Origin of the sequence: Olivibacter sp. EAT-5 (assembly GCF_044784325.1) — a bacterium.
GTDB lineage: Bacteria > Bacteroidota > Bacteroidia > Sphingobacteriales > Sphingobacteriaceae > Olivibacter > Olivibacter oleidegradans.
This window is the reverse complement of the sequence record NZ_CP173028.1, coordinates 4,380,214-4,395,280: the sequence shown is the minus strand read 5'-3', so window position 1 is coordinate 4,395,280 and position 15,067 is coordinate 4,380,214. Positions and strand designations below refer to the sequence as shown.

Here is a 15,067-nt window from a genome sequence, read left to right as displayed (position 1 = left end):
AATCAACCGATTCACAAACATTTAATGATTCATTTTATGACCAAATCAATCAAATTACTGTTTTTTATCTACCTTTTTTTCATCCAAGCCATTTATGCACAGCAATCCGTTATAGCTGGGCGTGTAGTGGATGAAGCAAGCCAGCAACCGTTAGCAGGGGTTTCTGTCAAAATCAGAAATTCAACTGTAGGAACTTCTACGGATGCGGAAGGTAAGTATTCTTTGAACGTTGACAATCTGAACGGTCAACAATCTATTGTTTTTAGTTATACAGGATACAAGAGTGAAACAAAGACAATAGCGTTAAAAACCGGCAAAAACCTGTTAAATTGCGGCTTATCTTCTGATCTTGTTGGGCTAGACGAAGTCATTATCACCGGTACCTCAGCGGGAACGACACGAAAACAATTGGGAAGTTACATCAGTTCCGTAAAAGGCGATGATCTTACGAAGGGCAGAAGCGGAAATGTCTTATCGTCGCTGCAGGGAAAAACGGCAGGCGCTCAGATTTCTCAGAACTCCGGCGACCCTGCAGGCGGAATCTCGGTACGACTAAGAGGAATCAGCTCTGTCAATTCCTCATCTGAACCACTTTATATTGTTGATGGTATTATTGTCAATAATAATACGACCCGTGTAACCAATACGCAAACCGGTTACGATGGCGGCAATTTTGTCGGAACGATCGGTCAAAATCGACTAGTAGATATTAACCCAGCCGATATTGAGCGAATCGAGGTACTGAACGGTGCTGCGGCTGCAGCAATCTATGGTTCGAGAGCGAATGCAGGCGTTGTACAAATCTTCACCAAAAGAGGTTCGCTAGGTAAGCCCGTGGTGACTTTTTCTTCCAGCTATTCCAACAGTAACTTACGAAAAAAAGTCCCTGTAAATCAGTCATCCGTCAAATTTGGCGGATCCGTCGATACGGAAACTCAAGACGTTCTGAATACCGCACTTATAACCACTTCTCCGGTTAACCGTTATGATTATCAGGACTACATTTTCAGAAATGCAAGCGGTACCGACAACAACCTTTCTGTAGCCGGTGGGAAAGACGACACGAAATATTATGTATCAGCCTCCTACTTTAATAACCAAGGCATTGTTAAGAACACAAACTTTAGACGGTTCAGTCTGCGAACTAACATCGATCAAAAGTTAGCCGATTGGATTTCCTTTAGTGCAGGATTAAACTATATAAATAGTGGAGCGGACGAAAAACCAGATGGAAATTCGTTTTACTCCCCTTTGAACTCTATCAACATTATTGCCAACTACCACGATCTATTCACAAGAGATGTTGATGGAAACTTAAAGTCGGTTGGAGAAAGAGGTCGAATAAATCCCGTTTCAGTTATTGAGGACATTAAGCAACGTCAGGAAGTGAACCGCATTTTAGGCAATTTAAACCTAAAACTTACGCCCGTCGAAGGTCTTTCGATCGACTACACCCTAGGCGTGGACCACACCGGACAAAATGGAAAAACATATATACCACCGTATACATACAACGTTAATCCCGATTATTGGGGAGGTGGAAGCAACTTGAACCCAACTCAGAACGGCTATGCCAGTGTCGCTAGCATTTCAGCTTTTTTGATCAATCAGGAACTTAATGCGACTTATAACGCCACGTTTTCTGATGTACTAACATCAACTTCTCAATTGGGCTTTTCTTATCAATATGAAAAATCCAACTATAACATGCTTAATGGGCGAGGTTTAGCACCGTTTATCGAAACGGTTAACGCCGCCAGCACAATTTTGCCCGGCATGGATATTAGAAGCGAATACTCCGTAAGCGGGGCTTACTTTCAACAAAATTTCAAATATAAAGATCATCTATTTTTAACCGGTGCCGTCCGCGTAGATGAATCTTCCGTGTTTGGTGAGGACAATCGCAGGCAAGTATACATAAAAGGTAGTGGCAGCTATGTGTTATCGTCTGCAGATTATTGGAAAAACACATCGCTAAGCAATTGGTGGAATTTATTCAAGTTGCGTGCGGCTTACGGCCAATCAGGAAATCTAACCGGCATTGGGGCCTACGACCGATACAATGCCTATTCCTCTCAAACTTTTTTAAGCAGGGTTTCCCTCTTTTCGAGCGCCACTCTCGCAAATGAGAACATTAAACCCGAGCGTCAGGCTGAATTGGAATTAGGTGCCGATCTATCCTTCTTTAACAATCGATTGGGTGCTAGCTTTAACTGGTACAACAAAAAGGTGACGGATTTATTAATATCCCGAGTGGAAGCTCCGACCACCGGATTTTCAAGTTTTCTCGATAATGTTGGTTCCTTACAAAATCGAGGGATCGAATTGGTACTGAATGGCGCGCCCATTAAAAACACCAACTTTGAATGGAATACTTCTGTCATTTACAACCGGAACCGAAACAAAGCACTGGATGTTGGCGGCCTACGGTTATTCAGCACTAACCCCGGAGCACCTGTAGCCATTATTGACGGTCAACCTATCGGTGTCTTTTACGGCACCTTTTTCGCTAGAAATCCTGATGGCAGTCTATTATTGAACGACAAAGGGATTCCGCTAATTGAACGAGGCATCCAAAATGGAACAGAATATACGCCCCAACGCGACGCGAACGGCTTACCTATGGGCACTCCTTTACGTAAAGTTATAGGTGATCCGAACCCGGATTATACACTTACTTTTGTAAACGATTTTACCTACAAGAAGCTATCCTTACATATGCAATTTGATGCCGTACAGGGTGTAGATGTCTGGAATGCTGATTGGCGAACCAGACAAGGTGTAGGCAGCGGCGAAATAGCAGAACAGGAACAAATGGGTGAGCTACCAAGAGGTTATATAGCCGGTGTTTATGCAGTCGAAGAATGGAGAATTGACAACGGTAATTACATCAAATTGAGAGAAATTTCACTAAGCTACAATTTGGGTAAAGTAAAGTTTTTTAAGGATTTTACTATTAGTGCGAGCGGTAGAAACTTGTTCTCTATTGACAAATACAAAGGTTATGATCCAGAGGTCAATGCCGGTGGGCAATCCACCATATTACGTGGTATCGATTTCGGAGCTATTCCGATCCCCCGAACGTTTACGTTAGGTGTACAGGTAAAATTATAAACTCCATCAATAGCAGTATTTAATCAGTATGAATATCGACATGAAAAAAAACAACAGCATATGCATGCGTCTTTTCTATTATGGATATGGATTAGCGCTAATTTTCACACTCTCATCGTGTACCAAAGATTATATCGATCCCTCGAGAGCATTAAACGAAGAAGCCCTATCGTCATCCCAAGCTTTAACAGATATCAGTATCGGCTTGCAACGTACTTACAGTTACCTAAGGACAAGCAATATCTATAATAAAGTAACAGCTAACGGCTTCGTTACAAACGAACTTTTACTTAGAAATGAAGGAAACATTCCTGAATTGCAGTTAAGCACCGGGGGTTCTACAGTAGATGGAACGAACACCGTGCTTGCAGGTCTATGGACAAGCAGTAATAAAATCATATATGATGCCAATCTCGTCATACAAAACGCGAGAAAGTTAGCTGATAAAAATCGAGCTAGTGGCATCATCGCTTACACAACGGTTTTGAAGGCCCTCTCATTAGGGGACTTGGCGATGAATTGGGAACAGGTACCGGCAACTGTGGGACGCAACGCTTCGTTTGTCGACCGAATGGAAGGTTATAGAATGGCAATTAGCAGTGTTGATAGCGCCTTGCTTTTCACAGAGACGGACTCGATCAGTAATGCATTTTTGCAGGACATTCCCGCAGCGAGTATCGATATAAAAAATACACTTTATGCACTAAAAGCTCGTTATTCATTGTATATAGGTGATTATGAAGAAGCATTGAGCGCGGCCAGTCAGGTGGACCTAAAAAAGGTGTCGGTATTTGCCTATGACAATGTTTCTCCGAACCCGATTTACACATTTGCTACGTCCACAAACAATGTCTTTCAACCAAAGGACGAACATTTAGGGCTACCGGAGGCTCTCTATCCAGATCCCAACGATCAGCGCGTATTATTTTATATTGAAAACGCCAATCCCGCACCGCCGGCTGTACGCATTAAAGGATTTTGGTTCACCAATGAATCACCAATACCGGTCTATTTACCGGGCGAAATGCTTTTGATTAAGGCCGAAGCCTATGCCCGGACTTCTAGGCTTGATTTAGCTTTGATAGAGCTAAACAAGGTGATCACAAAAAGGCCAAACGATGATGTTTATGGACTTGGCGCCGCGATGCCTGGCTTAACAGGCCCTTATAGTGAAGAAGAGCTCTTGACACTAATCTATAAGCATCGATGTATCGAGCTTTTTATATCAGGTTTAAAATTGGAAGATATGAGAAGGTTTAACCGTCCACAAACAGAAATGAAAAGAAACTTCTTTCCCTATCCGTTTGTTGAACGGGACAACAACGCTAATACCCCCGCAGACCCAGCATTTTAGAATAAAGTGCCCATGGTAATGGGCACCGTATTTTTTGTCACCTATTCCATACATCCCAACGCACTAAATACCGCTTTACTTTACAAAGTACTTATAAAGTAGTAGCTATTTGCAAACAACCGAATCATACATGCTCTTTTTTTGCGCTTTTATATAAGTAATAAAAAAAATAACGCATAAATTTGCATTACATAGAAATTCTCAATATTCTTGTACTGAAAACGGCTTTCATCCGCAACATTTATAAAACCAATAAACTGTAAGGGAATAATAGAGATATAGCGTGCAAGCTGGGACTTGCTTCGTAAGTGCACTATTTACCGGTAACTAGATTATTATTAATCCATATATCGACCACTAATTATCAAAACATGAAAAGAAAACTACTCCTCTTTATGCTGGGATTGTTTTTTGTTTCTGCCCACCTACTGGCGCAACAAAAAACCATTACCGGAAAGGTAACAGACTCTCAAGGGCAACCACTTCCAGGGGTTACTGTGAGCGTAAAAGGTACGAGCACGAGAACTCAAACGAATAGTGAAGGATTATATAGTATTGAAACAAGTTTGGGTCAAATTTTGCATTTCACTTATATCGGTTTCCAAGCACAGGAGACAGCAGTAGGCACAAGCAATGTAATCAGTGTATCGCTACAATCAACCAGTTCTGATCTTAATGAAGTGGTTGTGACGGCTATGGGAATCAAACGTGAAGTCCGAAGTTTAGGTTATGCCGCACAAGACATCAAATCCGAAGAGTTGCTTAAAAATAAAGATCCCAACATCATAAACTCACTCAACGGTAAAATTGCTGGTGTGAACATCACCAATTCAAGCGGAGCACCCGGAGCTTCCTCATCCATTGTATTAAGAGGCGGAACTTCGCTAGAACGGGATAATCAGCCATTATTTGTTATTGATGGAATGCCTATGGACAATTCGACAGGACAGGGAGACAATAGTGCATTTGATGGATCTGTAAATATCTCAACTACAAATAGTAATCGGGCAATGGACATCAATCCGGAAGATATTGAATCTATCTCTGTATTAAAAGGTCCGGCCGCAGCGGCACTGTATGGATTAAGAGCTGCGGCAGGCGCCATCATCATCACGACAAAAAAAGGACAAGAAGGTTCTACTACCGCTTCCGTCACTTCACGATTTATGACGAACTGGGTTAATCGTTTACCCGAGCAGCAAAAACTGTACAAACAGGGTTCGTATTATAGCGGTGAATTTTCAGACCAAACGGCCTTGTCTTGGGGCGATAAGTTTACAACCGGTGAAACAATCTATGATAATCTTGGCAATTTCTTCGAAACGGCTAGAGCGTATGATAACAGCTTTAATGTTTCCGGAGGCAGCGCTAAAGGAAATTTCTTTCTTTCCGCTTCTAATTTAGACCAATCAGGGGTTGTTCCAACTACCAACTTCAAGCGTTCTACCGTACGTTTTAATGGCGAACAAAAGTTAGGCATTTTCACTTTTGGTATTAACGCCTCTTACGCCGTAAGTAAGTCACAGAAAACGCTTACGGGGAGTGGTCTTTGGGGATCCAGTGGTGGTGGGTATATGGAAAGTGTGCTATCATGGCCATTAAATGCCAACATGAAAGACTGGATAAATCCGGATGGCTCTAATAAATTGCTTCTTCCTGACGTGAAGCTTGAAGATAACACGGACAACCCATATTGGATTATCAATAAGAATCCACAAAATGACCGTAACAACCGTCTTATTGCCACTGCCTATACACAGGTTAAAATCACTGACTGGTTCGACGCAACTTATCGATTGGGGATTGACAATTACACTACTAACTTTAGAAGCCTTATTGCTCCCGGATCTAGTGTAAAACTTGCTTGGCAAGACGGGATGCTGTCGGAAACAGATCGGGCTTATAATTACATCAACTCAAATTTAATGTTGAATTTTCATAGAACGTTTTTTGAGAATTGGGACGCGAGTTTGGTTTTAGGAACGACTACAGAAGACACCAAGCTTACCTCCAATTCAAGGAGAGCGGAACAATTCGAAATTCCAAGCTTCGTGGATATCAATAACGCTTCCAACGAAAACAAATATTATACTCAAAGTATCAATCGAAAGCGATTGGTTGGTGTTTATGGTGATTTCAGGCTGTCTTATAAGAATATGGTTTATTTGGGCTTCACAGGCAGGAACGATTGGTCATCAACTCTTCCTTTACAAAACAGATCATTCTTTTATCCTGCTATAAGTGGAAGCTTTGTTTTCACAGAGCTACTCCCACAAAATCGTTTTTTATCTTTTGGAAAAGTACGTGCTTCTTATGCACAAGTGGGCAAAGACGCTGCTGCTTATCAAACCGCAACGTATCTCTTCGGACCTGAATTAACAATAGGAGGTGGTTATAGAAATTATTGGTCTCGAGGAAACGATTTGTTAAAACCAGAAACAACCAAGTCGGTCGAATTTGGGACAGATTTACGATTTCTGGGCGATCGACTCGGCTTCGACTTCACGTATTATAAAAACAAAAGTGTTGATCAGATCTTAACGCCGCGTGTGAGTAATGCAACCGGGTATATCTTAAGTTCAGTGAATACCGGTATTTTAGAAAATAAGGGGATCGAAATCACGTTAAACGCTACACCAATAAAGCGAGAAAACTTCAAATGGGATGCTACCATTAACTTCTCACACAACAATGGTGTTGTAAAAGAACTACCCGGTTCGCTACCTATTTTATATGTAACTGATGTACAGGTAGGAAACGGCAAAGCGGCTTCTTTCGGAAATGGTGATTTCATGGGGATAAGTGGTTCTAAATGGCAAACAGACGCTAACGGCAACCTATTACTCGACTGGAACACAGGATATCCACTAACTAGTAATTCTACCACTACATATATCGGCAATCGTGAACCCGATTTTATTGGAGGTTTTAATAATAGTTTTACCTTCAGAAACTGGAGCTTCTCTTTCCTATTTGATTTCCGTAGAGGTGGGGACATTTACAATGCTACCGAGTACTTATTAACAGTAAACGGCATGAGCAAACTGACCGAAAATCGTGGTAATACGGTCACTTTTACCGGTCAATCGCTAAATCCGCAAACCGGGCAATATGAAGCCGTAACGCGCGAAGTTGTTGCAAACGAAAAATATTACCGCGACATTTATGCCAATAACGTACCCTTTTTCATAGAAAACGTGAACTGGCTTCGTCTCCGCTCTATTGCGCTGGCATATTCTTTACCTGCAACCCTTTTGAAAAAAGCATCATGGATAAAAGGTGCAACAATTACAGCTACAGGAACGAATCTCTTATTATTTACCAATTATTCAGGTATGGACCCGGAAACAAGCGCTGCAGGCGCAGGAGTGGTAGGCTCGGGCTCGGTAGGAATTGATTATGCCGGAGTTCCTGCCACCGCGGGATTTGCACTCGGTTTGAACGTAAGATTTTAAAATCAAAAAAAATGAAAAAGTCTGTATATATTCTGCTTTTGTCAATCGTTTTTACCTCCTGTAAGAAATGGTTGGATATAAATGAAAATCCAAGTAGCCCTAATTCCACCGTACCCGCTCCGGAACAACGGTTACCACCCATCATTGCACAATTCGCTGATGGTTACGAGAGCGCCGGTACACGGGTTGCATTTTTAGCACAGCAGATGGCTGTTACCTACGCAAACAACAATAACTGGAATCTGACGAGATGGTACTCGAACGTCTCCAGTGCTAATTGGCCTTGGCAATCGTGGTACGTAAACACAGCGGTAAATATACAACCGCTCATTGAAGCATCAGAGAAAGTAGGCGCTTATCATTATATAGGTGCCGCCAAAATCATGAAAGCTTGGGGCTTTGGATACTTAGCCGATTTTTACGGCATGTTACCCTATGATGAATTCGACATACCAGGCAATTTAACCCCGAGGTTTGATGATGGTGCCTATGTGCAAGGGAAAGTAATCGCTCTGCTAGACGAAGCGATAGCAGATCTTCAAAAATCGCAGGAAATTACGGCTCCTGATTTAGCCGAAGGAGATATATTAAATGGCGGCAAAGTGGAGAATTGGATTCGCTTAGCTTATGGCTTGAAAGCTCGCTTTTTAAACCACCTCACAAAAAAAGCGGACTACAATCCGCAAGCAGTTCTAGATGCTTTAGCCTCCGCTCCCCAGTCGGATGAGCAGAGTTCTATTATGCAGTATGTAGACGAAGAGGGTGTTGCAGACAATAGCAAAGCAGCTTTACAATATGTAAATATTGGTTCTACCGGCCGCATAACAAAGCTTTACTATGACTATCTTTCAAATAACTATACAGGAGCACCTACAGGCAACAATAACATGGAGGATCCGCGAATGGATCTGCTCATCCCTCGAATGGAAAATCGAGAAGGCCAATTAGTACGTACTCAATTCGTCGACATGTCATCTGATCTGCCAAAAGCCGGTCCTTCGAGCTATAATTACTCCGCATCAAGTGACAGGTTTTCCAACAAAGATTCAGTATACGTTCAACTTCGGATGGATCCTGCTAAGCCGCAGGCGGGACAACGTATACTGTCAACTGGTTCATGGTATACCCAACGAGGAGGTAAAGGGCTTCTTTTGACTAATGCTGAAATGCGTTTCATTGAAGCCGAAGTACGACTTCGGCTAGGCCAATCGACGGAAGCCCTTACGGCTTACAAAGCAGGTATTCGTTCCCACATGTCAATCATGGGAATTACGCCAACAGTTATTGAACAATTTTTAAGTAGTTCATCAGTTATCCAAAATGCCGGCGACCTTACCATGAGCCACATTATGATTCAAAAATATATTGCCTTATCTTACTCTCCGGAGGTATGGTGTGATTTGAGACGAATGAATTATTGTACAGATGCATCAGGAAGTTATAACGAAACAGTTGGTATCTATAAAGGCTTCAAAAGACCTTCCCATGTATTTATAGAAGCCTACCCTAGTCCTACCGACTGGCCGCGACGATTTGCCGTGCCAAGTTATGAGATCAACTTTAACATTGAGCAAGTAAGAAAAGCAAATCCAAATGCGGAAAGCCCCACTTATCTAAACGAACCGGTTTGGTGGGATCAACCATAGGTTGTTTCAAATAATGATAAAGGGCATGCAATAGCATGCCTTTTTTGTTGATATGCTTCCTGTCTTTCTATTATTGAAAAGCTTTTTGGAACCTCTCTATTCTGCCAATTCCAAAATAATGCACAAATCCGCAAATGTTAACACTTCAATAACCTTAAAGACACATAAACAAAATAAAAAAAGCTCATCATTGCATGAGACACGTATATAAATGCACTTTTATGTACAAATTATTAAAGAATACGCATAATGTTGCATATGTTATTTTTATTTTGTAATCTTGTAATGTTAACCAAAAGGGAGGACGAACTTATTACTCCTTAGCAGAACCAATTAAGCTGAATCGGAAGATTGAAATAATGTGTAAACCAAACCAGTATAGCTTGAAAAAACTCAAATAATCAACATAATTGACCATTAAAAACAACCAAAATGAAACGAAAACTACTTTTATTTTTCGTAGGGCTATTCTTTGTGCCAGCCCTCCTCTTGGCACAGGAAAAAACCATCACGGGTCGAGTTACAGCGGAGACCGACAAGTCGCCTCTGCCGGGAGTATCCGTCAAGATCAAAGAAACGAACCAAGGAGTGACTACAAATGATATCGGCTCCTACTCCATTAGCGCGCAAATAGGACAAACACTCGTTTTCTCTTATATTGGGTCGAATACGAAAGAGTTGATTGTTGGGCAAGAAAACGTTATCAATGTTCAGCTGGAATTAAACGAGACCACCTTGAATGAGGTAGTAGTAGTTGGTTTCGGAAAACAAAAGAGGGCGAATCTAACAGGAGCGGTTTCGACTGTAGATGTGCAAAAAACTTTTGAGACGCGTCCTATAACAGATCCCGTTAGAGCTTTACAAGGCACTGTCCCGGGATTAACGATCACAACTCCGAGTGGAGATTTAGGGACTAATCCAACCATTCGTTTACGAGGAGCCCGGGGATCAATTAATACCGGATCAACCGGAGCGCAACCGCTTATACTTGTAGATAACGTAGAAGTGCCCTCTCTTCAGATGATTAATCCAAACGATATTGCAAGTGTATCTGTTCTTAAAGACGCAGCCTCAACATCGATTTATGGAACTAGAGCGGCATGGGGAGTGATATTAATCACAACCAAATCAGGAAGTAGAGATACACCTAGCCGTATCACCTATACCAACAATATTGCCTTGCAGAAACCGACAAAAACTCCGAAAATTGCCGACGCAGCAGCTGGCGCTCGAATGGCTCTTGATGCGGCACTACGTAGAAATCCTTCGCAACCCTTCTATTCAAGTTTGGGAGTACGCTTCGATGAGTTGGCGATTCAAAAAATGCAAGAATGGGAAAATCAATATGGCGGACAAGATTTAGGGCCTGAAATGGTTGAAGGTCGCGATTTTGAGGTGAGGGACGGTGCCTTATTTTTTTATAGACCCTGGGATGCCCCCGGTATGTATATGAAAGATTTTACGCCCCAACAAAACCATAATTTAAGTATCAATGGTGGGAGCGACAAAATTAACTATAACATGGGATTCGGGTATTTAAACCAGGATGGAATACTTAAAGTCAATCCGGATCAATACGACCGATACAATTTGAATTTAGCAGTAAATGCCTCTGTGAACAAGTGGCTTGACGTTCGTACAAAAGTACTTTATTCAAACTCTACGTTAACAAAGCCTTATTCCTATAATGGAGACACCTACGATCCATGGTTCTATCTCTATCGATGGCCTAAAACATTTCCGTATGGCACCTATCAGGGGCAGCCATTTCGGAATGCCATAACCGATGTAGAGCAGGCAAATATGACAAGTACCAAGTCAAATATGACACGATTGACGATCGGTGGTACCGCAAAAATCCTTCCCGGATTAACAATGGATGCAGATTACACCTACACTAAATTAAATGATTTAGAACATATTGTCGGTGGCTCGGCAAAGGGATGGAACTATTGGAACGGAAATCCCATGACTCTCGAAACTTATACGACTCCAGCCCATGACCGGGTTAGAAAGAACTCAAGCTGGGAAGATCGACATGTTTTTAATGCGTATGGAAACTACGCTAAAGAGTATGGGGATCATGCATTTAAGGCCTTGCTGGGGACAAACTTGGAAGTATTTCAAAACGGAAACCATTTCTCCCAGCAAATGGGTTTAATGGATCCGTCGAAAGGAGAATTCGGATTGGCTACCGGTGCGCAAACCGTAGGCGGAAGGGTTAGACATTGGTCAACATTAGGTTATTTCGGACGCATCAATTATTCTTTTCAAAACAAATTCTTATTAGAACTAAATGGTAGATATGACGGTTCTTCCAGATTTCCGGTAAACGACAAATGGGCTTTCTTCTCTTCGTTATCTGCCGGATATATTCTATCTCAGGAGAAATTCATGGAATTTGCCAAACCTTATTTAAGTTTCTTAAAGATAAGAGGATCTTATGGAAGTGTTGGAAACCAAAATGTAGGAGAAAATGTCTTTTTACCGGTTATGCCCGCTTATTCAACCGGCGATCTTGCCGGCCAGTGGCTAATAGGTGATGCATTTATGCCAACTTTTCAGAATCCAAGAGCCGTCTCTGAAACCTTAACTTGGGAACGAGTTACTACAACGGATTTTGGGCTTGATGCCAATTTTTTCAATGATAAAGTTAATTTAAGCTTTGATTGGTATAACCGTACGGTTAGCGACATGTTAAGCGCAGGCCTTACCCTTCCTTCTTCTTTTGGAGCGACGGCACCGGTGCTAAACGCGGGAAAAATGCAAACCAAAGGTTGGGAACTCACAATCGGCTATAACCATACTTTCAGTAATGGACTGAATATAAGTGCTACGGGTCAACTGAGCGATTTTACAGAAAAAGTTACCGAATTTCCAGGCAACTCAACCAAAATTTTCACACAGACAATTGCCTCCTCACCGGTTTATAAAGGACAAGTAAGTGGTGAAATCTGGGGTTATGTTACTGACCGTTTCTTCACGAGAAACGATTTTCAGCAAGATGCAAATGGCAATTTATTAACAGATGAACGGGGCCGCTATATACTAATTGATGGCATCCCCTCTCAAAGGAGATTCGAAGGAACCAGTCCTTGGTTCTTCTATGGTCCGGGCGACATCAAATACAAAGATCTAAATGGTGATGGAGTTATCACTGATGGCGAAAACACAGTAGGCAATCCAGGCGATCAGAAAGTCATAGGAAATTCCACCCCGAGGTGGCAATATGGATATCGAATGGACTTTAGTTACAAAGGCTTTGATTTTGGATTTTTCTTACAAGGCGTAGGAAAAAGGGATCTTTGGGCCGCTGGCACAATGGGAATCCCTGGTTTTAGGGCAGCCGAAGGATGGTACCAGCATCAACTAGATTATTGGACACCTGAAAACCCGAATGCATTTTATCCGCGTCCAACGGATCATGAGCAGAATAGAAGCAATAAAAACTTCCTTGTTCAAACGAAGTATCTTCTCGACATGTCTTATTTAAGAGTTAAAAATCTAACTTTTGGATATTCATTGCCTCAAAAATTAATTAGCAAAGCAAAAATTCAAAATCTCCGAATCTTTTTCAGCGGTGAAAACTTATTCGAATTGATAGATAATGTCGACATCCCAATCGACCCCGAAACAGATTATACCTCATTGGGATTAAATGATCCTAACTCTTTCGGAAGAGTCTATCCGTATCGGAGAACTTATTCATTAGGTGTTCAACTAACCCTATAAAAAATATTCTTATGAAACGCACAGCTTTAATATATGTACTAACCGTCCTCCTACTAGCAGGTTGTAAAAAAGATTTTCTCGAACGAGACCCGTTGGACGAACTTACTAACAACGATTATTGGACTAGTGAAAACAATGTTAGAACCTTTTCATATGGTTTTTATGAGCGTTATTTCCGCGGATATGGAAGAGGTAATACATGGGGAGACTATTTTTCGGGTGAGAGTTTGAACGATGATTTCGCTAATACAGCCCCAGCTCAATTCGTTCAGATTGTCCCTTCCTCAGCCGCAGATGCTCTTTGGACATTTGAATGGGTTAGACGAGCCAATGTGATGCTTGCCGGTATACCTCAGGTGCCGATGGATGAGGAGGCAAAAAATCATTGGACAGGTATTGCCCGTTTTTTTAGAGCCATGGAATATCATCGTCTCGTGAGTCGTTTTGGCGATATGCCATGGTACGATCAGGTTATTGACGATCAAGATACCGAGCTACTTTATAAAAAAAGAGATCCAAGACAATTTGTTACAGACAAAATGCTCGAGGATTTTCAATTCGCAGCAGAACATGTACGTCTTCAGAATGGTGAAAAAGGATTGACTGTTAACAAAGATGTTGTTTTGGCTTTTATGTCACGTGTATTTTTATTTCAGGGAACATGGCTTAAATATCATGACATTGATCAGGAAAAAGCAAAAACGTATTTGGAAGCAGCGAAATGGGCAGCCAATGAGCTTATTATTTCAGGACGGTATAGTCTTGGCCAAGACTACCGATCCCTCTTCAACTCACTGGATTTAAGCTCGAACCCGGAAATGATTATGTATAGAAAATATGCAATAGGAATTTTAACACATGCGTTGCATAGCAATAATAACAAAGAATCTCAAGCGGGTATCTCTAAAAATGCGATTGAAAACTACCTATGCACCGATGGGTTTCCTATAACCTTATCCAAAGTATACAAAGGAGATCACTCAATTGGTGACGTACTTGCTAACAGGGATCCACGAATGGCAGGCACGGTTATACCCGAGTTGAGGCTTCAAGGAATTGTAACGAACTATTCGACTTCAGGATATTCTGTGCATAAGTTCCTTAATGAATCTATTAAAGATCTTCCCGAAGGGAACTTAAGTGGAAATCCTACTGACGCTCCTATTATTAGATACGGTGAGGTACTAATCAATTATGCAGAAGCCTGCGCAGAACTCGGTACCATTAGCCAAGAGGATCTGGACAAGTCTATTAACGCACTCCGCAAAAGAGGAGGGCTTGCCAATAGACTACCTGATTTGCAAGTTTCCGGTTCTTCAGCTATGGTTAATAATGTTACCTACTCCGATCCGACAAAAGATCCGGACGTATCCTCTATTGTATGGGAAATAAGAAGGGAACGTCGAGCTGAGCTAATGATGGAGGGCTTTCGGCTTAACGACCTGAGGCGTTGGAAGAAACTCGCCTATACAGATACGAGAAACAACATGAGTATCAATCGTGGTGCTTGGATTAATAAAAATGACTATTTAGATGATGACGGAAAAAGTCGTGTAGCGAATTTGGTACTGGAAGGCGGTGGCGATATCGGATACATTATACCTGCCTTTAGAGCTGAATCTCAGCGAGTATTTGACAATGAGCGGGTTTATTTATGGCCCTTACCGATTGATCAAATTACCTTATATCGTGAAAACGGATCGGAGCTTAAACAAAATCCCGGCTGGTAATCGTTAAGCCGATTCCATTTATATAGGCACCATTTC

6 protein-coding genes are annotated in these 15,067 nt (G+C 41.7%); all 6 read left to right on the top strand.

Annotated elements, in window-relative coordinates; all coding sequences use genetic code 11:
- The first annotated feature begins 36 nt into the window (after positions 1-36).
- Complete coding sequence (locus ACH11B_RS18195) at positions 37-3,114, top strand: SusC/RagA family TonB-linked outer membrane protein (protein ID WP_377609146.1); 3,078 nt, start codon at positions 37-39, stop codon at positions 3,112-3,114.
- A gap of 28 nt (positions 3,115-3,142) precedes the next feature.
- Positions 3,143-4,468 carry a RagB/SusD family nutrient uptake outer membrane protein gene (locus ACH11B_RS18190; protein WP_377609148.1) on the top strand — a complete coding sequence of 442 codons (1,326 nt, stop codon included), beginning with the start codon at positions 3,143-3,145 and terminating at the stop codon, positions 4,466-4,468.
- A gap of 371 nt (positions 4,469-4,839) precedes the next feature.
- Entirely contained in the window at positions 4,840-7,923 is a 3,084-nt protein-coding gene (locus ACH11B_RS18185) for a SusC/RagA family TonB-linked outer membrane protein (RefSeq protein WP_130857844.1), read from the top strand.
- Positions 7,924-7,934: 11 nt separating this feature from the next.
- Positions 7,935-9,569 carry a SusD/RagB family nutrient-binding outer membrane lipoprotein gene (locus tag ACH11B_RS18180; protein ID WP_377609150.1) on the top strand — a complete coding sequence of 545 codons (1,635 nt, stop codon included), beginning with the start codon at positions 7,935-7,937 and terminating at the stop codon, positions 9,567-9,569.
- A gap of 432 nt (positions 9,570-10,001) precedes the next feature.
- Positions 10,002-13,301, top strand: a complete 3,300-nt coding sequence (locus ACH11B_RS18175; RefSeq protein ID WP_149105666.1) for a TonB-dependent receptor — start codon at positions 10,002-10,004, stop codon at positions 13,299-13,301.
- Between the two features lie 11 nt (positions 13,302-13,312).
- A complete protein-coding gene (locus ACH11B_RS18170) occupies positions 13,313-15,031 on the top strand; it encodes a RagB/SusD family nutrient uptake outer membrane protein (RefSeq protein ID WP_149105665.1) in 1,719 nt (572 codons plus the stop codon).
- The last annotated feature ends 36 nt before the right edge of the window (positions 15,032-15,067 follow it).

What these genes read in the sequence shown, in the direction of transcription:
- ACH11B_RS18195 (WP_377609146.1), top strand. Translation starts at nt 37, where the DNA reads ATGACCAAATCAATCAAATTACTGTTTTTTATCTACCTTTTTTTCATC.
- ACH11B_RS18190 (WP_377609148.1), top strand. Translation starts at nt 3,143, where the DNA reads ATGAATATCGACATGAAAAAAAACAACAGCATATGCATGCGTCTTTTC.
- ACH11B_RS18185 (WP_130857844.1), top strand. Translation starts at nt 4,840, where the DNA reads ATGAAAAGAAAACTACTCCTCTTTATGCTGGGATTGTTTTTTGTTTCT.
- ACH11B_RS18180 (WP_377609150.1), top strand. Translation starts at nt 7,935, where the DNA reads ATGAAAAAGTCTGTATATATTCTGCTTTTGTCAATCGTTTTTACCTCC.
- ACH11B_RS18175 (WP_149105666.1), top strand. Translation starts at nt 10,002, where the DNA reads ATGAAACGAAAACTACTTTTATTTTTCGTAGGGCTATTCTTTGTGCCA.
- ACH11B_RS18170 (WP_149105665.1), top strand. Translation starts at nt 13,313, where the DNA reads ATGAAACGCACAGCTTTAATATATGTACTAACCGTCCTCCTACTAGCA.